Origin of the sequence: Phenylobacterium sp. (assembly GCF_035944335.1) — a bacterium.
In the GTDB taxonomy this organism is placed as follows: Bacteria; Pseudomonadota; Alphaproteobacteria; order Caulobacterales; family Caulobacteraceae; genus Phenylobacterium.
Genome location: NZ_DASZBG010000072.1, coordinates 38,719 through 58,308 on the forward strand (window position 1 = coordinate 38,719; position 19,590 = coordinate 58,308).

Annotated in this window: 19 protein-coding genes; 11 read left to right on the forward strand and 8 right to left on the reverse strand. The window is 70.2% G+C overall.

Annotated elements, in window-relative coordinates:
* Position 1: 1 nt before the first annotated feature.
* Positions 2-1,828, reverse strand: a complete 1,827-nt coding sequence (locus VGT80_RS11830) for a DUF885 domain-containing protein (protein ID WP_327456026.1) — start codon at positions 1,826-1,828, stop codon at positions 2-4.
* 95 nt (positions 1,829-1,923) lie between these two features.
* Positions 1,924-3,171 (reverse strand): MFS transporter, encoded by a 1,248-nt coding sequence (locus tag VGT80_RS11835; protein WP_327456028.1) that lies wholly within the window; start codon positions 3,169-3,171, stop codon positions 1,924-1,926.
* Positions 3,172-3,345: 174 nt separating this feature from the next.
* Here VGT80_RS11835 and VGT80_RS11840 point away from each other — a divergent pair, with 174 nt between their 5' ends.
* The 4 genes from VGT80_RS11840 to VGT80_RS11855 are packed head-to-tail and all read left to right on the forward strand — an operon-like array spanning position 3,346 to position 7,654.
* Positions 3,346-4,608: a Gfo/Idh/MocA family oxidoreductase gene (locus VGT80_RS11840; RefSeq protein ID WP_327456030.1), complete on the forward strand. Its 1,263-nt coding sequence runs from the start codon at positions 3,346-3,348 to the stop codon at positions 4,606-4,608.
* A 3-nt stretch (positions 4,609-4,611) separates the two neighbouring features.
* Entirely contained in the window at positions 4,612-6,312 is a 1,701-nt protein-coding gene (locus tag VGT80_RS11845) for a GMC family oxidoreductase (protein WP_327456032.1), read from the forward strand.
* Positions 6,309-6,959 carry a gluconate 2-dehydrogenase subunit 3 family protein gene (locus VGT80_RS11850; RefSeq protein ID WP_327456034.1) on the forward strand — a complete coding sequence of 217 codons (651 nt, stop codon included), beginning with the start codon at positions 6,309-6,311 and terminating at the stop codon, positions 6,957-6,959. Before VGT80_RS11845 ends, VGT80_RS11850 begins: the two co-directional genes overlap by 4 nt.
* An 11-nt stretch (positions 6,960-6,970) precedes the next feature.
* Positions 6,971-7,654: a DUF1080 domain-containing protein gene (locus VGT80_RS11855; RefSeq protein WP_327456036.1), complete on the forward strand. Its 684-nt coding sequence runs from the start codon at positions 6,971-6,973 to the stop codon at positions 7,652-7,654.
* Between the two features lie 119 nt (positions 7,655-7,773).
* Here the strand turns inward: VGT80_RS11855 and VGT80_RS11860 are convergent, their stop codons facing one another.
* The 3 genes from VGT80_RS11860 to coaBC are packed head-to-tail and all read right to left on the reverse strand — an operon-like array spanning position 7,774 to position 10,034.
* Positions 7,774-8,391: a hypothetical protein gene (locus VGT80_RS11860; protein ID WP_327456038.1), complete on the reverse strand. Its 618-nt coding sequence runs from the start codon at positions 8,389-8,391 to the stop codon at positions 7,774-7,776.
* A gap of 3 nt (positions 8,392-8,394) precedes the next feature.
* Positions 8,395-8,850, reverse strand: a complete 456-nt coding sequence (gene dut / locus VGT80_RS11865; protein WP_327456040.1) for a dUTP diphosphatase — start codon at positions 8,848-8,850, stop codon at positions 8,395-8,397.
* The gene (coaBC, locus tag VGT80_RS11870; protein ID WP_327456042.1) at positions 8,847-10,034 is read right to left on the reverse strand and encodes a bifunctional phosphopantothenoylcysteine decarboxylase/phosphopantothenate--cysteine ligase CoaBC; all 1,188 of its coding nucleotides are present in this window, start codon (positions 10,032-10,034) and stop codon (positions 8,847-8,849) included. Before coaBC ends, dut begins: the two co-directional genes overlap by 4 nt.
* A gap of 184 nt (positions 10,035-10,218) precedes the next feature.
* On the opposite strand from coaBC, the gene VGT80_RS11875 reads away from it, so the two are divergent.
* A complete protein-coding gene (locus tag VGT80_RS11875) occupies positions 10,219-10,827 on the forward strand; it encodes a hypothetical protein (protein ID WP_327456044.1) in 609 nt (202 codons plus the stop codon).
* Positions 10,828-10,838: 11 nt separating this feature from the next.
* Here the strand turns inward: VGT80_RS11875 and VGT80_RS11880 are convergent, their stop codons facing one another.
* The 3 genes from VGT80_RS11880 to VGT80_RS11890 are packed head-to-tail and all read right to left on the reverse strand — an operon-like array spanning position 10,839 to position 13,478.
* Complete coding sequence (locus VGT80_RS11880) at positions 10,839-11,150, reverse strand: hypothetical protein (RefSeq protein WP_327456046.1); 312 nt, start codon at positions 11,148-11,150, stop codon at positions 10,839-10,841.
* Positions 11,151-11,179: 29 nt separating this feature from the next.
* Positions 11,180-12,700 (reverse strand): 2-polyprenylphenol 6-hydroxylase, encoded by a 1,521-nt coding sequence (gene ubiB / locus VGT80_RS11885; RefSeq protein WP_327456047.1) that lies wholly within the window; start codon positions 12,698-12,700, stop codon positions 11,180-11,182.
* Between the two features lie 19 nt (positions 12,701-12,719).
* Positions 12,720-13,478: a class I SAM-dependent methyltransferase gene (locus VGT80_RS11890; RefSeq protein ID WP_327456048.1), complete on the reverse strand. Its 759-nt coding sequence runs from the start codon at positions 13,476-13,478 to the stop codon at positions 12,720-12,722.
* 183 nt (positions 13,479-13,661) lie between these two features.
* On the opposite strand from VGT80_RS11890, the gene mutM reads away from it, so the two are divergent.
* The 6 genes from mutM (at position 13,662) to VGT80_RS11920 (ending at position 19,549) form a co-directional block, all read left to right on the forward strand.
* Complete coding sequence (gene mutM, locus VGT80_RS11895) at positions 13,662-14,537, forward strand: bifunctional DNA-formamidopyrimidine glycosylase/DNA-(apurinic or apyrimidinic site) lyase (RefSeq protein WP_327456049.1); 876 nt, start codon at positions 13,662-13,664, stop codon at positions 14,535-14,537.
* Positions 14,534-15,415, forward strand: a complete 882-nt coding sequence (locus tag VGT80_RS11900; protein WP_327456050.1) for a TraB/GumN family protein — start codon at positions 14,534-14,536, stop codon at positions 15,413-15,415. Before mutM ends, VGT80_RS11900 begins: the two co-directional genes overlap by 4 nt.
* A 33-nt stretch (positions 15,416-15,448) precedes the next feature.
* Entirely contained in the window at positions 15,449-16,234 is a 786-nt protein-coding gene (locus VGT80_RS11905) for an enoyl-CoA hydratase (RefSeq protein WP_327456052.1), read from the forward strand.
* Between the two features lie 153 nt (positions 16,235-16,387).
* A complete protein-coding gene (gene rpsT / locus VGT80_RS11910; RefSeq protein WP_327456054.1) occupies positions 16,388-16,657 on the forward strand; it encodes a 30S ribosomal protein S20 in 270 nt (89 codons plus the stop codon).
* Between the two features lie 395 nt (positions 16,658-17,052).
* Positions 17,053-18,525 carry a chromosomal replication initiator protein DnaA gene (gene dnaA / locus VGT80_RS11915; protein ID WP_327456056.1) on the forward strand — a complete coding sequence of 491 codons (1,473 nt, stop codon included), beginning with the start codon at positions 17,053-17,055 and terminating at the stop codon, positions 18,523-18,525.
* Between the two features lie 214 nt (positions 18,526-18,739).
* Positions 18,740-19,549 (forward strand): SDR family oxidoreductase, encoded by an 810-nt coding sequence (locus tag VGT80_RS11920; RefSeq protein WP_327456058.1) that lies wholly within the window; start codon positions 18,740-18,742, stop codon positions 19,547-19,549.
* The last annotated feature ends 41 nt before the right edge of the window (positions 19,550-19,590 follow it).

Consider the following 19,590-nt stretch of genomic DNA (forward strand, 5'->3'; position numbering starts at 1 on the left):
GTCAGGCCCGCCGGCCGGCGATCCAGGCGTCGCCGATGCGGTCCAGCACCTCCAGCGGCACGCGCCCGTTGCCGAGCACCATGTCGTGGAACGCCTTGATCTGGAATCTCCGGCCCAGCGCCGCCTTGGCTTTCTCGCGCAGGGCGACGATGCGGGTGTGGCCGAGCTTGTAGCTGCAGGCCTGGCCGGGGCTGGCGCAATAGCGCTCGACCTCGCGGGCGGCGAAGCCGGGCGCCTCGCCCTCCTGGTCCACGAAATAGGCGATCGCCTGTTCGCGGCTCCAGCGCAGGTGGTGGATGCCGGTGTCGACCACGCAGCGGTTGGCGCGGAACAGCTGGAACTTCAGATAGCCCAGCCGACCCAGGGGATCCTCGTCGTAGGCCCCAAGCTCGTCGGAGAGTTGCTCGGCGTAGAGCGCCCAGCCCTCGCCATAGGCCGGGAAGCTGACGGTCTTGCGCAGCAGGGAGAGGTTGGGGTTCGACAGGGCCAAGCCGCCCTCCAGCTGGTGGCCCGGCAGGCCCTCGTGGAAGATGGTCGTGGCCAGGCAGAACCTCGGCCATTCGGCCGCGTCGTGCAGGTTGAAATAGACGATTCCGGGCCGCGAGCCGTCCAGCGCCGGGCCCTGGCTGAAGGCCGACGCCGCGCCGGCTTCGGTCTGCGGCGGCACGCGCCGCACCTCGAACTGATAGGGCGGCAGCCGCGAGAAGGCCTTGGGCAGCAAGGTGCGGATCTGCGCCAGCCGTTCGTTGCAATAGGCGATCTGCCGGGCCTTGCCCTCATCGGTGTTGGGGTAGAGCTGGGCCGGGTCCTTGTAGAGCGCCGCCATCCGCTGGCCGACCGTGCCCTGGGTCATGCCCTGCTTCTTCAGCAGGCCGTCCAGCCGGGCGGAGATGTCGCGCGCCTGGTCGAGGCCGATCTTGTGCACCTCGTCGGGCGAATAGGCGGTGGTCGTGGTGTCGCGCAGCGCCGCCCGATAGAAGGCCTCGCCCTCCTTGAACCGCCACAGGCCCGCGTCGTGGCTGGCGTGGACGCGAAGCGCCTTCACCTCGGCGATCTGCCGGTCCAGCGCCGGGCCGACCCGCTGGTCATAGAGCTTGGCCGCATCGGCCGCATAGGTGGGCGCCAGGCCCTTGGCCGCGGCGCGCCGGGCGAGCGAGGTCACCAGCAGGTTCTGAGCCGCCGTGGGCGTGCGGGTCTTGCCGAGCTGATCGAGCGTCAGGTCGAGCATGAAGTCCGGCGGGGCGACGCCCAGGGCGGCGTCGTGCTTCATCCGGGCGGTGTTGGCGTCGATCTGGTCGGCGAAGGCTGCCACCCGGGAGAGATAGGCCTCGGCGTCCGCCTGGGTCTCGATGGTGTGCTTGGTGTCCAGGAAGTCCGGAACCTGCTGGTAGGCGCCGGTGAGCTGGCTGACCACATAGGGCGAGGGCCCGAATGCGTTGCCGCCGAAGTCGAAGGCCTGCACGGCCGCGCTGCTCTCGCCGGAATAGAGCACGGTGTCGTAGCTGACCTGGTCGGCGGGGCTGAGCCGGGCGCGGTCGATCGCTTTCAGCCGCCGCAGCTGATCGGCGGTCTGGGCCTTGGCCGCGGCGATGCCGGCCGGGGACTGATCGCTGAGCTTGCCCTTCAGGGCGGCGTTGGGGCCCTTGTCGAGCCCGATCTGGGTCGCCGCCTCGGGCCGCAGCCGCAGCCGCTCCTGGAAGAACTGGTCGAAGAGCGGCGCGAGTGGGCTCGCCGCCGGGGCCGCGACCTGCGCCGCCCCCACACGCGGCAGGGCCAGCGCCGCGGCGCCGGCGGAGGCGGAGAGCAGCAGCGAACGACGATCGAGCATGGAAATCCCCCTGAACTGGCAGGACCCTACAGGGGACTCGGCGGCGAGCAAGGCCCGCGCGCCTGGGTGAATCGGTCTTCAGGACGTCCCGTGGCTCAGGACGTGGCCTGGGCCAGTTCCGCCTCGCCGCGCGGACTGGTCTCGGGGACGGGACCGCGGTGCGGGGGTCGGAAGAACGCGGCCAGCAGCAAGACCGCGATCGCCGCCATCCCAGTGGGGACCAGGAAGAGGCTGCGGTAGTCGACCACGCCGGCGGCGTCGGTCCACCGGGCGATCAAGGCTGGGAAAAGGAAGCTCGCGCCGACATTGCCGATGCCCAAAATCAGCAGGTTGAAGAGGCCCTGGGCGGAGGCCCGCACGTCGTTGGGGAAGGCGGCGTCGACGAAGATGTACACGGTGGCGAAGAAGAAGGCGTAGCAGACGCCGTGCAGCAGCTGCACGGCCAGGATCACCGGCACGCTGTCGGCGAAATAGGCGAACACGGCGAAGCGGGCGCCATGGGCCAGGACGCCCACGATCATGGTGGTTTTCCAGCCGAGCTTCGCGAGCACGCCCCCTAGGATGAACATGGTCACGATCTCGGCGAACTGGCCCATGCTGAGCACCACCATCGAGAGGTTGCCGGCGATCCCCACGCGATTGGTGAGGAAGGCGTCGGCCATGACGAAATAGCCGTTGTGGATCACGCTATCGATGAAGGTGACCAGGAAGAGGACGGCGACGAAGGGCACGCCGAGCAGCTTGAGGGTCTCGCGCCAGGCGAGCGGATCGGCGCCGGCTGCGTCCCTTTTGGGCGGGGTGTGCGGGAGGGTCAGACTGTAGGCGGCGAGCGCGAAGGAGACGACGGCGGCGACCACGAAGATCGAGCGCACCTGCTCCGGCCCGGCCTTCGCGCCCAGGAGGAAGATGAAGGGCCACGAGACCGCGATCCAGCCGACCGTGCCGCCCATGCGGACGGCGCCGAAATCCTTGGCCGGCTCCTTCAGATTGGCGAAGGCGATGGCGTTGGAAACCGACAGCGTTGGCACATAGACCAGGCTGAAGATCAGGTAGGCGGCGAAGAACGGCCAGAAGCTGGTGGTCACCGCGCAGGCCAGCAGCGCCAGGCCGCCGATCACGTGGCTGCCGGCCATGAACCGTTCGGCCGAGAAATTGCGATCGGCGAACTGGTTGGAGAAGAAGATCCCGAGCACCGCCGCGACGCCCCAGCACGAGCCGACCAGCGACTGCTGCCAGGGCGCAAAGCCCAGCATGCCCATGTAGGGGAACAGCTTCGGCGCCCAGGCGCCCCAGACCGCGAGCTGGAGCACCATCATCAGGAATAGCCGCGTCCGCACCGTCATTGCCAACCTCCCCCCAGAGGGACTCTGAAGGCCCCGCTTGGTCTATCGATTACACAGAAGCCGGCGGAGCGCACGCGTCACGATCGGGCGGTCGGACAAGGCGCTGCGGCGCGGTTTGACCTCTCCGGCCGCCAATGCCACGCTTGCGAAAGATGGGCCGGGAGGGGGACGGGAATGGGGCGAGTGAATGAGGCGCCGCCGCCCCTGCGCATCGGCTTCGTGGGCTCGGGCTTCATCGCCAAGTTCCACCTGAAGGCCTTCCAGAGCGTGCGCCACGTCCAGATCGCCGGCGTGTTCAGCCCGACCGCGGCCCATCGTGAGGCCCTGGCCGCGGCGGCCAACGCCGCCGAGCTGGGGCCCTGCGCCGCCTACGACAGCCTGGACGCCCTGCTGGCGGCGCCGGACATCGACGCCATCTGGCTGCTGGCCCCCAACGACCGGCGCCTGGAGGTGATGCGTGCGCTCCATGGGGCGGTGAAGGCCGGCCGCTCCAAGATCCGCGCGGTCGCCTGCGAGAAGCCGCTCGGCCGCACGCTCGCCGAAGCCCGCGAGGTATTGGCGCTCGCCGAGGACGCCGGCCTCGCGCACGGCTATCTGGAGAACCAGGTGTTCTCCACCGCCGTCGAGCGCGGCAAGGAGATCATCTGGCGCCGCGCGGCGCCCCTGGCCGGCCGGCCATATCTCGCCCGCGCGGCGGAGGAGCACTCCGGCCCGCACGAGCCCTGGTTCTGGCAGGGCGCTCGCCAGGGCGGCGGGGTGATGAGCGACATGATGTGCCACTCCGTCGAGGTCGGCCGCTTCCTGCTGACCGCCCCGGACGCGCCGCGCGACAGCCTGACGGTCAAGGCCGTGCAGGGCTCGGTCGCCAACCTGAAGTGGACGCAAGCCCGCTACGCGAAGGCGCTGGCCCGCGACTTCAAGGGCGTGGAGATGGCCCGTCATCCGGTCGAGGATTTCGCCCGCGCCACCATCACCCTGGAGGACGAGGCCGGCCAGGAGCTGATCGTCGAGGCCTCGACATCCTGGTCCTACGTGGGCGCGGGCCTGCGGATCGACCTCGCCTTGCTGGGTCCCGAATACGCCATGGAATTCTCCTCCCTGAACCCGGGGCTGAAGGTCTTCCTCTCCCGCGCCATCACCGGCGGCCCGGGCGAGGACCTGGTGGAGAAGCAGAACGCCGAGCAGGGCCTGATGCCCATCGTCGAGGACGAGGCGGGGATCTACGGCTACGTCGGCGAGAACCGCCACATGGTCGAGGCCTTCCGCCATGGCCGCACGCCGATCGAGACCTTCATCGACGGCGTCGAGGTCACCAAGATGGTCATGGCGCTCTACAAGTCCGCCGAGACCGGCGCCACCGTGCGCCTGCCCGATCCATCCCTTGAAACCTACGTGCCGGTTCCGGCGCGCCAAGACGCCGTATCAACGGAGGCCTGAGACATGGCGACCGAGCCTTATGACGTGATCATCGTGGGCTCCGGGGCCGGCGGCGGCATGAGCGCCTACCACCTGACCCGCTCGGGCCTGAAGGTGCTGATGCTCGAGGCCGGCCGGCACTACGACCCGGCCACCGAGACCCCGATGTTCAACACCAACGCCGAGGCGCCGCTTCGGGGCGTCGGCACGCCGGACAAGCCCTTCGGCTTCTACGACGCCACGGTCGACGGCGGCTGGCAGGTGCCCAACGAGCCCTACACCGTGGCTCCGGGATCGCAGGAATTCACCTGGTGGCGGCCGCGCATGCTGGGCGGACGCACCAACCACTGGGGCCGCATCGCCCTGCGCTTCGGCCCGCTCGACTTCAAGCCCAGGAGCCGCGACGGCCTGGGCTACGACTGGCCGATCACCTACGACGACCTCGCGCCCTGGTACGACAAGACCGAGAAGCTGATCGGCGTCTCCGGCGCGGCGCCCGCGCGGGGTCTGCTGAACACCCCGGACTCGCCGCCCGGCTGCCTGATGGAGGCCGCCCCGCCGCGGGCCTTCGAGATCTTCTACGCCCGGGCCTTCGAGGCCATGGGCATGCCGGTGATCCCGATGCACGGCGCCGTCGTCACCGGCCAGATGGAGGGGCGCAACACCTGCCTGTTCGCCACGCCCTGCGGCCGCGGCTGCGCCATCGGGGCCAATTTCCAGTCCACGACGGTGCTACTGCCCCCGGCCATGGCCACCGGCAATCTCACGATCCGGACCGACGCGCTGGTCTATGAGGTCGAGCTCGACGCGGCCGGCAAGGCCAAGGGCGTCAATTTCGTCGATCGCAAGACCGGCGCGCACCATTCGGTCACGGCCAAGGCGGTCGTGCTGGCCGCCGGCTCCGGCGAGACCGCGCGCATCCTGCTCAATTCCAAGAGCCCGAAATTCCCCAATGGCCTGGCCAACACCCACGGCATGGTCGGCCGCTATCTGATGGACAGCGTCGGCCTGTCGGTGAACGCCCAGTTCCCCGCCATGGAGGGCCTGCCGCCCACCAACGACGACGGCCAGGGCACCCAGCACACCTACATCCCGTGGTGGGGCTACCAGAAGCAGAAGGAGCTGGGCTTCCCGCGGGGCTACCACGTGGAGATCGGCGGTGGCCGCCGGATGCCGTCCATGGGGCTGGCGGGCCTGCTGCCTGAGGACGATCAGAGCATCGGCGACGACTTGCGCCAGAAGCTGCGCAACCGCTTCGGCAGCGTCATCGGCTTCGACGGCCGCGGCGAGATGATCCCCAACGATGACTGCTACTGCGAGCTGGATCCGACGGTGAAGGACAAGTGGGGGGTCCCGGTCCTGCGCTTCCACTGGAGGTGGGGGGAGAGCGAGACCAACCAGGCGGCCCACATGGTCAAGACCTTCCTGGCCGTGGTCGACAAGCTGGGCGGCAAGCCGTTGGGCTCGATCGAGACCGACGGCAAGAAGGCGATCTCCAAGGGCGGCGAGATGATCCACGAGGTGGGCACCGCGCGCATGGGCGCCGCCGAGACCGACTCGGTGGTCAACCAGTACGGCCAGAGCTGGGCGGTCGCGAACCTCTTCGTCACCGACGGCGCGGTGCTGGTCTCCAGCCCCGACAAGAACCCGACATTGTCGATCCTGGCGCTGGCCTGGCGCTCCAGCGACCACCTGGCCACGCTCGCCAAGCAGGGGGCCCTATGAGCGAACCCTATGTCTCCAAGATCGACCGCCGCACCGCGCTCGCCTGGATCGGTGTGGTCGGCGCGGCCGCCGCGGTGGGCGCCGGCGTGGTGGTCTACGGCCCGAAGATGGGCGGCAAGCCCGCGGTCAAGGGCTATGGGACCGACCCCAACCTGGTCCACCCCGCCAAGGCGCCATGGCCCCGCATCATGAGCCCCGATCAGCTCCAGGCGACGGCCCACGTGGCGGACTTCATCCTGCCGGCCAGCGGGGCTGCGCCCTCGGCCAGCGCGCTCGGCGTGCCCGACTTCATCGACGAGTGGGTGAGCGCGCCCTATCCCGACCAGGTCAAGGACCGGCCGATCGTCCTGGACGGCCTGAAGTGGATCGAGGACGAGGCGAACGGCCGCTACCACATGGGCTTCAACGCCCTGACGCCGGAGCGGCGGCGGCTCGTGCTGAGCCTGCTGGCGCCCTTCCCGGCGGAGTCGCCGCAGGGCCGGTTCTTCAAGCGGGTCCGCTGGATGACGATCGGCGCCTACTACACCACGCCCGCCGGCTTCAAGGACATCGGCTACATCGGCAACGTCGCCCGCACGGTCGACCCGGGCCCCTCGGACGAGGTGAAGGCCCACCTCGACCGCGAACTCAAGAAGCTCGGCCTTTAAGGGACGCCTCGATGAAAACCATCCTGCTCGCCGCCGCCTTCGCCCTCGTCGCCGCCGGAGCCGCCATGGCCGCGCCCAACACCCTCACCCCGAAGGAGCAGGCCGCGGGCTGGCGGCTGCTGTTCGACGGCAAGACCACCGCCGGCTGGCGCGGCTTCAAGGCCCCCGCGCCCGATCGCGGCTGGCATGTGGCCGGCGGCGCGCTCAGCCCCGATCCCAAGACGTCGAAGGACATCATCACCAAGGACCAGTTCGGCAGCTTCGAACTCAGCTTCGAGTGGAAGATCTCCAAGCTCGGAAACTCCGGGGTGATGTTCCACGTCATCGAGCAGGGGACCGAGACCTACCAGAGCGGGCCGGAGTACCAGATCCTCGACAACGCCCACGGCGAGCGGCCGCCGGAGCAGGCTGCGGCCCTGTTCGCGCTCTATGCGCCCTCGGTCGACGCCACCAAGCCGCCGGGCCAGTGGAACCAGGCCCGCCTGGTGGTCGACCACAACCACGTCCAGCACTGGCTGAACGGCAAGAAGGTCGTGGAGTACGATCTCGGCTCGGCGGATTTCAAGGCCCGCGTCGCGGCCTCGAAGTTCAAGCAGTGGCCGCAGTTCGCCTCCTCAGCCACCGGCCACATCGCCCTGCAGAACCACGGCGACGACGTCGCCTTCCGAAGCTTGAAGATCCGTGTGCTGAAATAGCCGCGCTCAGAGCGGGTTGAGCAAAAGTAGGTCCACTTTTGCGCTCGCAACCCGCTCCAGATATTTGAATCTAGAGCACGATTCAGCCGTCAGGCGATCCCGCCTGACGCCATCGTGCTCTAGCGGCGCCAGGCGGACTCGACGGCGGCCTTGAGGTCGCCGCTCACGCCGCGGCGTAGCAGGGAGACGCCCTCCAGCTTGACCGTGGAGCCGCGCAGCAGGCGGCTCTGCAGGGTGTAGGCGACCGCGTAGAGCGAGCGGTCGGTCTTCATCTCGCCGGCCTCCACATAGCTGGTGACGATCCCCACGGGCACGCGCCGTTCGCCGCCGGCGTCGGGCTTGCGGTCGCGGTCGGCCTTCTTCAGCCCGTCCTCCAGCCAGCGGCGATCGATGCGCGGATTGCCGGTGGTCTCCACGGGATCGCCGCGCACCGCGGCGGGGAACACCAGCGTCTGGGTCTGGATCACCTGGTCCGGATGGGCCGAGGACAGGCGGATGCGTTCTGCGTCGTCGCCCAGGTTTCCGACCAGCAGGAAGGTCGAGCGCAGCGCCTCGCGGCGCGCCTGGACGGACTGGCTGCGCGCGGCGGCGATCCGTTCGCGGTCCTGCTGCTCGCGCTCCCGGTGATTGTCCCACCAGCCGAGCCCGGCGATGACCAGGGCCGCGATGCCGACCAGCTCGGCCAGCGAGAGCCAGCGGATCGGCAGGCGGCGGCGAGGGCGGGGGTTCTCGCTCATCGGCTAACCCTGGCCGGTGGACCCGAAACCGCCGGCGCCGCGGGCGGTTTCGTCCAGGTCTGCGACTTCCGACCAGCGGGCCTGCACGACCGGGGCGATCACCAGCTGGGCGATGCGGTCGCCGCGCCGGATGATGAAGTCCGCCTCGCCGAGATTGATCAGGATCACCATCACCTCGCCGCGATAGTCGGCATCGATGGTGCCGGGCGTGTTCAGGCAGGTGACGCCATGCTTGGCGGCTAGGCCCGAGCGCGGACGGACCTGGGCCTCGAAGCCGTCGGGCAGGGCGAAGGCCAGGCCGGTGGGCAGGGGATGGCGCGCGCCCGGCCGCAGCACCAGGGGCTCGTCCTCGGGCACGGCGGCCCGCAAGTCCATGCCCGCAGCCTGCGCGGTCTCGTAGGCCGGCAGCGGCAGATCCCGATTGTGCGCCAGCCGGCGGATGGGGACGGTAGGGGTCACGGCAGCGCCTCGGCGATCCGTTGCGCCAGCCGGCGCGCCACCTCGGCCTTGGGCGCCCGCTCCCAGCGTTCGACGCCCTTGGCGGTCACGATGGCCACCGCGTTCAGGTCCCCGCCCATGGTCCCGGCCACGCTGACGTCGTTGGCGACGATCCAGTCGCAGCCTTTCTTGCGCAGCTTGGCCTTGGCATTGGCTTCCACGTCGTCGGTCTCGGCGGCGAAGCCGATCACCAGGCGCGGGCGGCGCGCCGCCTTCGAGAGCGTCGCCAGGATGTCGGGGTTCTCCACCAAGGCGATGGGTGGCGGCCCGGCCGCGCCCTTCTTGAGCTTCGAGCCGCCCACCGTTTCGGGGCGCCAGTCGGCGACGGCCGCCACGCAGACCGCGATCTCCGCCGGCAGCGCGGCCTCACAAGCGCTCAGCATCTCCTGGGCGGTCTCGACGTTGACCCGGTTTACGCCGGCGGGGGCGGCGAGCGCGGTCGGGCCGCTGACCAGCACCACGTCTGCGCCAAGGGCCGCCAGCGCGCCGGCGATGGCGTAGCCCTGCTTGCCGGACGAGCGGTTGGTGATCATCCGCACCGGATCGATGGGCTCGGCGGTCGGACCCGCCGTTACGATGGCGCGCTTTCCTTCAAGCGGCCGAGCGGTCTCCAGAAGCGCCAGGATCGCCTGGAAGATCGCCGCCGGCTCGGCCATGCGGCCGGGCCCGTATTCGCCGCAGGCCATGGCGCCCTCGTCGGGACCCACGAACCGGACGCCGTCGGCCTGGAGCTGCGCCAGGTTCCGGCGGGTCGCGGCATGCTCCCACATGCGCACGTTCATGGCCGGCGCCATCAGCACGGGCTTGTCTGTGGCCAGCAGGGTCGTGGAGGCGAGGTCGGAGGCCAGGCCGTTCGCGGCCTTGGCCATCAGGTCGGCAGTGGCCGGCGCCACCACCACCAGGTCGGCCGAGCGGGAGAGCTCGATATGGCCCATCTCCGCCTCGTCGGTGAGCGAGAAGAGTTGGGCATAGACCTTGTCCTCGGCGAGCGCCGATAGCGACAGAGGCGTCACGAATTGCGCGCCGGCCTTGGTCAGGATCGGCCGCACGGCGACGCCGGCCTTCCTGAGCAGGCGGACCAGCTCCAGGGCCTTGTAGGCCGCGATCCCGCCCCCAACGATCAGGAGGACCCGCTTCTCGTCCAAGGTTCACCCCAGCGACTGACGCAGGCCCGCTTTACGCCAGAATGGGCCGGCTGGCCAAACCTCGCCGCCCGTTCGCGCTCCGTTCAGGGCCGCTCAACTTTTCCGAGAACGGGACTCGACAGGCGGGAGTTTTTCTGTTCCTTATTTGTTCCAGAGCTTCACTGCACTGAGGGAGATGAAGGTGATGGCTGGGTTGAAGACGGCGCTGGGACTAGCGCTGGGAATTTCCGCGGCGGCCCTGCTGGCGGCCTGCGACAACGGTCCGACGGCGGTGCGTTCCAAGGCCTCGGCCGACGCCGGGACCAGTGGCGGCGCGTCGGCTTCCGGCGGCTCGGACTATCGGTCGAGCTACGCCAGTCGGGGCGGCGGCGGATCCGACGCCGGTCCGGCGGTCGATCACCGCAAGGACGACGTCAAGCTGGTCGAGGGCAAGCCCATGTGGTCGCCCTCGCGCCGGTTCTCGGCCGACGAGAACGCCCAGCGCGCCTTCGAGCGCAACGGCGAGGCGTTCGGCGCGCGGTCCATCGACCAGTTCATCAAGAAGGCCCACGCCTTCGTGGACCATCCGCCGGCCGGCACCCAGACGCTCACCCGGGCCAACGGCGACACCCTGTTCTACGACCCCAAGGGCAATGTCTTCGCCGTCGCCAGCAAGGCCGGCGCGCCCAGGACCATGTTCAAGCCCGACGACGGCGCGGCCTATTGGGAGAAACAGAAGGACCGCGAGTCGAAGGCCCAGAGCTCGCGCTCCGCCCGCCGCAGCAGCAGCCGCAACGGCGACGACGCGGCCTGAGCCGGACCGGATCAGCGATGGGTGGCGAGCAGATAGGCCGCCACCCCGCCCAGGATCACGGCAAGCGCGCCCAGGCCGATCAGCAGGGGGCGGGCGTACCTGGACGTCGGCTCCACATAGTCCGGTCCGTGCTCGGCCTCCAGGCGGGAGAGCCGGCGCCAGATGCTCGACATCACCACCACGAAGAGCAGCGGCATGACGACGTCGAAGAGATCGCGGTTGGCGCCCCTGTGCCAGAGGAACAGACCCAGGTTGAGCGCCACGACCAGAGCGATCAGCACGCTCGCGACCAGCACCAGGCGCTTGGTTTGCCGAACCGTCATGCCGTCCTCCCCCGTTTCCCTGGGACAGGTTAGCGGAACAATAGGCTCAGGAGAAACGCCGAGCCTGACGCCAGCGCGCCCAGGGCGATCCCAAGGGCGAGCCACCTGAGCCGCGAGACGGGGCGGACCGCCACGATCGCCGGCTCGGCGGGCGCGAGCGGCGGCTCGGCCATGCGGGCCAGGTTGCGCAAGGCCGCCTGGGCCTCGCTGGCGAACCGGCGGACCTGGCTGGCCGGCGACAGCTCGCGGGCGACCCAGCGGCGCACCACCGGCTCCGCGGCGGCCCAGATATCGTGGTCCGGATCGATCCGCCGGGCGACGCTCTCGACGGTCATCATGGTCTTCTGCAGCAGGACCAACTCGGGCCGCAACCGCATGTCGAAGAGGGCGGTGATCTCGAACAGCTGGGCCAGGACCCGGCTCATGGCCACCTGGCTGGCGGCCCGGCCGAACACCGGCTCCCCCACGGCCCTGAGCGCCTGGGCGAAGGCCGAGACGCTGTGCGTGGCCGGCACATAGCCCGCCTCGAAATGCACCCGCGCCACGCGCTCGTAGTCCCGCTGCAGGAAGCCCCAGAGGATCTCGGCGAGGTATCTTCGCTCCGGCGCGCCCAGCCGGCCGATGATGCCGAAATCGACAGCGGTCAACTGGGCCGGGGCGGCCACGAACAGATTGCCCTCGTGCAGGTCGGCATGGAATACGCCGTGGTCCAGGGCCTGGGCCAGGAAGGCGCGGATCAGGTTGTCGGCCAGGGCCTTGCGGTCGAGGTCCGGCTGGTCCAGCGCGCCGGAATCCGACAGCGGCGTACCGCGCGCCCACTCCATGGTCAGCACCCGCTTGCCGACGCCTTCCCAGACGACGGCCGGCGCGCGCATGTAGCCGTCCTTGGCCATCACCTCGCCGAGCTCGTCGGCGCCGGCCGCCTCCAGCCGCAGGTCCAGTTCCAGCTCGGTGGCGCGGATCACGGTGGCGGCAAAGGCGCGCGGCTCCAGCCGACGGGCGGGCGGGGCCCAGCGCTCGATCAGCCGGGCGGCGAGCGCCAGCACCTCGGCATCCTCGGTGATCCGCCGCGCGATCCCCGGGCGCAGCACCTTCACGGCCACCCGGCGGCCGTCCAGCAGGGCGGCCTCGTGGGCCTGGGCGAGGGACGCGGCCGCCACCGGCTCGCCGAAGCTCGCGAACAGCGCCTCGATCGGCTGGCCGAGCGAATTTTCAACCGCCGTCCGGGCCGCCGCGGTCGGGAAGGGGTCGAGCCGGTCCTTCAAGCGCGACAGGTCTTCGGCAAAGGGCGCGCCGAACAGGTCGGCCCGCGTCGAGAGCAGCTGGCCGAGCTTGATGGCCACGGGGCCCAGGCGCTCCAGGGACCGCGCCAGCCGCTCGCCGGGTCGGCCCACGCGGGCGCCGCGCCCCGCGAACAGCCGCAGGCCCTTCGAGAGCGTCAGGACGCCGGATGGGTAGAGCAGCTCCAGCTCGCGCGGCAGCAGGGCGTCGTTGCGCACCAGCACCCAGCCCGCGCCCATCAGCCGCCCAAAAGCCCCCAAGCCGCTCATCGAGGCCCGCGCATCGGCGTCAGATCGCCCGGCCGGTGTGCAGGGCGGCGACCCCGCCGGAGAAGTTGGTCACCTCGACAAACGAGAACCCGGCGTCCCTGATCATGCCGGCGAACCGCGCCTGGTCCGGGAAGCGCCGGATGCTCTCCACCAGGTATTCGTAGGACGCTCGATCGCCCACCACCCGCGCGCCGATCTCCGGGATCACCTTGAACGAATAGGCGTCGTAGGCTTTGCGCAGCGCCTCGGTGGTCGGTCGCGAGAATTCCAGGCACAGGAACCGGCCGCCGGGCCGCAGCACGCGCCTGGCCTCGCGCAGGGCGGCGGCGACATCGGTCACGTTGCGGATGCCGAACGCGATGACATAGGCCTCCGCGCTGGCGTCGGGCAGCGGCAGGGCTTGCGCGTCGCCCACGGCCCAGCAGATCTCCGGCTCGAAGCCGCGCGCGCGGCCCGCCGCGATCATCTCGGCATTGTAGTCGACCACCACCACCTTGGCCGCGGCGCCCCCGCGCCGCAGCTGGGCGCGCCTGGCCATCCGGGCCACGCGGCGCGCGATGTCGCCGGTCCCCCCGGCGCAGTCGACGATGGTTTCGCCCGGCTGCGGGTTGAGCCTGGCCGCCACAGCGTCCTTCCACAGGCGGTGCACGCCACCGCTCATCAGGTCGTTCATCAGGTCGTAGCGGCGGGCCACGCGGTCGAAGACGCCGCGCACCAGGCCGGGCTTGGCCTGCGGGTCGACGTCCTGGAAGCCGAAGGTGGCGGCCGGTCCGGTCATGCAGCGACTTTCATGGGCGAGCCTCTTAGCCCTACCGACGCGCGTCGGCAAAATCAGTGGTGGTGCTTTCGCATGAAAGGCGCGTCGGATTCTCAGAAAAGATCCCGTTCCCGCTCGCGGGAACGGGGGCCCTTGGCGCGCCATCCCGGCCATGCCAAGTCTGCCCCGAAATGCCGCAACGCCATGCCTGAACTTCCCGAGGTCGAAACCGTGCGCGGCGGCCTGGCCCCGGTGCTCGAGGGCCACCGCCTGGCGCGCGTGGAGGCGCGCCGGCCCGACCTGCGGTTTCCGTTTCCCGAGAACTTCGTCCAGACGCTCACCGGCGCCACGGTCCTCAGGCTGGAGCGTCGGGCGAAATACCTGCTGGCGCGCCTGGATCGCGAGGACACCCTGGTCATGCACCTGGGCATGAGCGGGCGGTTTGAAATTGCGCGCGCCGAGGGCCGCGCGACTGGGCTCGATCGCCCCGGCCAGTTCCACTACGCCCCGCAGCCGGATCCCAAGCACGCCCACGTGGTCTTCGAGACCGAAGCCGGCGCCCGGATCACCTATTACGACCCCCGCCGGTTCGGTTACATGGCGCTGGTGAACACCGCGACGCTGGCCCTGCATCCGTGGTTCGCGGGCCTGGGCCCCGAGCCCCTGTCCGACGCCTTCGACGCCGCGCAGCTGAAGCACGCCTTCGAGGACCGCAAACAGGGCCCCAAGACCCTGCTGCTCGACCAGCGCATCGTGGCGGGGCTCGGCAACATCTACGTCTGCGAGGCTCTGCACCGGGCGCGCATCTCGCCCTTCAAGCCGGCGGGGCGGATCAGCCGGCCGCGGCTCGCACGGCTGGTGGACGACATCAAGGCGGTGCTCGGCGAGGCCATAGCCGCCGGCGGCTCGACGCTCCGAGACTACGCCCAGGCCGACGGCGCGCTGGGCTATTTCCAGCACCGCTTCCGGGTTTACGACCGCGCGGGCCGGCCTTGTCCCAACGCAGGCTGCAAGGGGGTCATCGCCCGCAAGGTGCAGGCCGGCCGCTCCACCTTCTATTGCCCGGTGTGCCAGACATGACCCGGCCGGCCGGAAAGCTCTGGACCGCGCTGGCCGGCGCGCTCGCCGCCCTGGCGGTCGCCGGCCCCGCCCTCGCCGCGCCGCCGGTCTGGGTGGTGAAGGACAAGACCGCCGAGCTGGTGCTGTTCGGTTCGGTGCACGTCCTGCCCCCCGGCCTCGACTGGGAGCCGCTGGCGCTGAAGCAGGCGGTCGCCCATGCCGACGAGGTCTGGTTCGAGCTGCCGATCGATCCGGCGACCGAGGCCGACACCGCCCACCAGGCGACGACGCTGGGCGTGCTGCCGCCCGACCAGTCGCTGTTCAAGCTGCTGCCGCCGGAGGACGCCCAGCGCCTCTCCCGTGTCGCGCAGGCCTATGACGCCTCGCCTATGCTGCTCGACCGGCTGAAGCCCTGGCTCGCCGAGATCGCGCTGGCCGGCGCCGCCTACCGCAAGGCCGGCGCCGAGACCGGCCTGGGCGTCGAGCAGGCGCTGTCCGCCGAGGCCCCGCCCACCGCCCAGCGCCACGCTTTCGAGACCCCGAACGAGCAGCTGGCGATCTTCGCCGACACCCCCATGGCCGAACAGCTCGCCTCCCTGCACGAGACGCTGAAGGAGCTGGAGGATGACCCGGACGAATACGCCCAGCTGATCCACGCCTGGATCTCCGGCGACGTGACCGGGCTCGACCACGAGGCGCTGGAGCCGCTGCGCAAGGCCTCGCCCGACCTCTTCCGCCGCGTGGTGACCGAGCGCAACGATCGCTGGGTCGAGGCCCTGCAGGCCCGCCTGAAGGGCCGCGGCCACATCGTGGTGGTGGTGGGCGTGGGCCACCTCGTAGGCCCCGGCGGCCTGCCGGCGCGGTTCAGGGCGCTTGGCTATTCCGTGCAGGGGCCGTAATCGCCCTGTCGCAAGACAACCCGGGAGCCGCCCATGAGCTTTGAGACCCTTCTCGTCGAGCCGCCGAAGAACGGCGACGGCGCTGCGCTGATCCGGCTGAACCGGCCCGACGCCCTGAACGCGCTGAACAGCCAACTGCTCGACGAGCTGTTCCAGGCCCTGGACGCGGCGGAGGCGGACGACGCCGTCCGCTGCCTGGTGCTGACCGGCTCCGAGCGCGCCTTCGCGGCCGGCGCCGACATCAAGGAGATGTCGGACAAGACCTATGCCCAGATGTTCGCGGCCGACTTCTTCACCAAGGGCGCGCGGCGGATCGAGCAGTTCCGCAAGCCGATCATCGCGGCGGTGGCCGGCTATGCGCTGGGCGGCGGCTGCGAACTCGCCATGCTCTGCGACTTCATCATCGCCGCGGAGACCGCGAAGTTCGGCCAGCCGGAGATCAACCTGGGCGTCATGCCGGGCATCGGCGGCACCCAGCGGCTGACCCGCTTCGTGGGCAAGTCCAAGGCCATGGACATGGTGCTGACCGCCCGGATGATGGACGCCGCCGAGGCCGAGCGCGCGGGCCTCGTCTCCCGGGTCGTCGCCGCCGACAAGCTGATCGAGGAGGCCATGGCCGCGGCCAGGAAGATCGCCGCCCAGTCGCCGCTCGCCGTGATGATGAACAAGGAGCTGGTCGAGGCGGCCTACGAGACCACGCTCTCCACAGGCGTCGCCATGGAGCGGCGGCTGTTCCATTCGCTGTTCGCCTTCGAGGACCAGAAGGAAGGCATGGCCGCCTTCATCGAGAAGCGCGCCCCGAAGTTCACGGGTCGCTGACGCGCCGGGAGGCCCAGATCTTTCCCGGCCGCCAAACGGCCGGCGGGCATTGACCCTTCGGGTGGCGTCACGTATATCCGCGCCTCCGAAATTCACGCCCGGTCCCCCATTCAGGGGATGGCTGGGCGCGTCCGTTTTTGAAGAGCTCGAAGAATGGCCAATACGCCCGGCGCCAAGAAGGCGGTTCGCAAGATCGCCCGCCGCACCGAAGTCAACAAATCCCGCCGCAGCCGCGTGCGCACCTACCTGCGCATGTTCGACGAGGCGGTCACCGCCGGCGACGCCGACAAGGCCAAGGCGGCCTTCGTCGAAGCCCAGTCGGAAGTGATGCGCGCGGTCTCCAAAGGCGTGCTCCACAAGAACACGGGCTCACGGAAGGTCTCGCGCCTGGCGGCCCAGCTGAAGAAGCTGTCGGCGGCCTGAGGCCGATCGGCCGGGTCAGGCTTACCCGGCTGCTCCCATAGGAAATCGGAATGAGAAAAGGCGCCCTTCGAGGCGCCTTTTTTCGTGCCCCCACGGCTCAGCTTGTGGGCGCCGCTGCGACGAATCCTCCCAGTTTTGTGACGACCGGATTGGCGTTTCCCTTGGCGGAAAAAGGGCTCTTGGCGAGTCAATTAAAATATCGACCGGAGCCGCTAAGAATCCCCGTTGACCGGCCATGGGCCCCGACTAGTCTCAGCCTCCTTACAGGCGTCTTCGACTGATCCCGGGACAAACCCGGGCGCCGGCGGAACATAACCTTTCGCCGGGGTAAGCGTCTGTTTGTCTTGAGAAAAAGCCGGCGGGGGCGTGGGGTCCTGGACCGGTTGGCGGGTTCGATGGGGTTGGCAAGGATGATGAGCGGGGGGGCTGCGGGAGCTATGGCGAGCGCACCGGCCACAGTCGTGTGGACGAAGACGTGCCAGGTTCTCAAGCACGAGCTGGGCGAGGCCACCTTCGGGTCGTGGCTGGGCCAGGCGTCGCTGCGCGAAGCCGGTGAGGACGTGTGCCTGGTGGCCGCCACCGGCGTGGCGCGCGATTGGATTCGCAGACATGCCTGGCGCCGGATCGGCGAGCTGTGGGCGCAGAACGATCCGCTGGGCCGCCGGCTCGACCTGAAGTCGCGCATGGAGATGGACGCGGTCGGCGTGATCGCGGCCCCGCTCGCCGCCCAACCGCTGGCCGCCAACGGCGCCGCCATGGCCGCCGCGGTGGCGCCGGCCGTCTTCGAGGTGGAGGCCGAGGCCGCCCCCGTGGCCGCCCGCCAGGGCCGGCTCCTGGGCCTGCAGGAGCGCTTCACCTTCGACAGCTTCGTGGCGGGTCCGGCCAACGAGTTCGCCTTCGCGGTCGCCCGCCGGGTGGCCAGCTGGGCCGACGGCCACTTCAATCCGGTGATCTTCCACGGCCCCTACGGCTTCGGGAAGACCCATCTCCTGAACGCGCTCGCTTGGGAGGCCATCCACAATGCGCCCGGCAAGCGGGTCGTCTATCTGACCGCCGAGCGCTTCACCTCGACCTTCGTGCGCGCCCTGCAGGACCGCCAGACGGCGGCCTTCAAGGACGAGCTGCGCAACGCCGACCTGCTGTTGATCGACGACGTGCATTTCGTGGCCGGCAAGCCCTCCACCCAGGAGGAGCTGTTCCACACCCTGATCGCGCTCGTCGAGGACGGCCGCCGCGTGGTCATGACCGCCGACCGCTCGCCCACCGAGATCTCCGAGATGGAGCCCCGGCTGCGCTCGCACCTGCAGGCGGGCCTGGTCTGCGGCATCGAGCCGGCCGACCGCCACCTGCGGCTCGGCATCCTGGAGCGCAAGCTGACGACGCTCGGCCAGCAGGGCGGGTTCGGCTCCACGGCCCGGCCGGAGGTGCTGCAGTTCCTGGCCGACCGGTTCACCGACAGCGTCCGCGAGCTGGAGGGCGCGCTGAACACGCTCGTCGCCCGCGCCGGCCCGCAGCTCGCCACGCTGACGCTCGACGAGGCCCAGGCGATCCTGCGGCCGCACCTGTCCTGCAATGAGCGCAAGGTGACGGTGGACATGATCCAGAAGGTCGTCTCCGAGCACTACAGCCTGAAGCAGGCCGACCTGATCTCCGAACGTCGCGCCCGCGCGGTCGCCCGGCCGCGCCAGGTCGCCATGTGGCTGGCCAAGCAGATCACCACTCGGTCCCTGCCCGACATCGGCCGCCGGTTCGGCGGACGCGACCACACCACCGTCCTGCACGCGGTCCGCCGGATCGAAAGCCTGAAGGCCGAGGACCCGCAGATCGCCCGCGACATCGACGTGCTGCTGCGCAAGCTGCGCGGCTAGTTGCGTCCAGCCCCTGGGGAGCACGAGAGGCCCGCCGCGAGGCGGGCCTTTGGCTGTCGGCCGGTGCGCCAGCGGCGGGGACGGACGTTCCAGGTTTTCTCACGGCGCCCGGGGATTAATTGGAACCGCCGCACGGTGACGCGGCCCCGGCGGCTTCCCACCTCGACAGGACGTCCGCGGCGTACTCGCGGGGCGCTATGTCGAGGAGACCAACATGAGCAACCCCAAGGGCACAGCCCTGATCACCGGCGCCTCCAGCGGGATCGGCGCCATCTACGCGGATCGACTGGCGCGGCGCGGCCATGACCTCATCCTCGCCGCGCGCGACGAGGCGCGGCTCAACGCGATCGCCGAGCGGCTGCGCGCCGAGGCCGGTGTCTCCGTCGAGGTGATCAGCGCCGACGTCACCAACCGGGCCGATCTGCGGGTGCTGGAACAGCGGTTGCGAGACGACGCGGCGATCCAGCTCCTGATCAACAACGCCGGCGCCGCCCTGCTCAGCCCGTTCGCGGCCGCCGACCCGGATGATCTCGACAAGCTGATCCAGCTCAACGTCACCGCCGTGACGCGGCTGGCCAATGCCGCGGCGGCAGGCTTCTCCGTCCGGGGCGCGGGCGCCATCGTCAACATCGGTTCGGTCGTGGGTCTCGCGCCCGAGTTCGGCAACACCGTCTACGGCGCCACCAAGGCCTTCGTCCTCTACCTGAGCCAGTCGCTGGCGCACGAGCTGGCGGGCGCCGGCGTTCGGGTGCAGGCGGTGCTGCCGGGCGCTACGCGCACCGAAATCTGGGAGCGGTCCGGCCGAGGCATCGAGAACGTCCCGGCTGAAATCCTGATGGACGCCGACGAACTGGTCGATGCGGCCTTGGCTGGGTTCGACGCCGGCGAGCTGGTCACCCTCCCATCGCTTCCCGATGCGGAGGACTGGCGCGCGTTCGAAGCCGCTCGGCTGGCGCTGCAACCGAACCTGTCCAAGCGGCATCCCGCGGCCCGCTACGGGGTCAAGCTCGTCGAGCCGGCCTGAGGCCCCACGAAAAAGGGCGGCTGCATCGCTGCAGCCGCCCC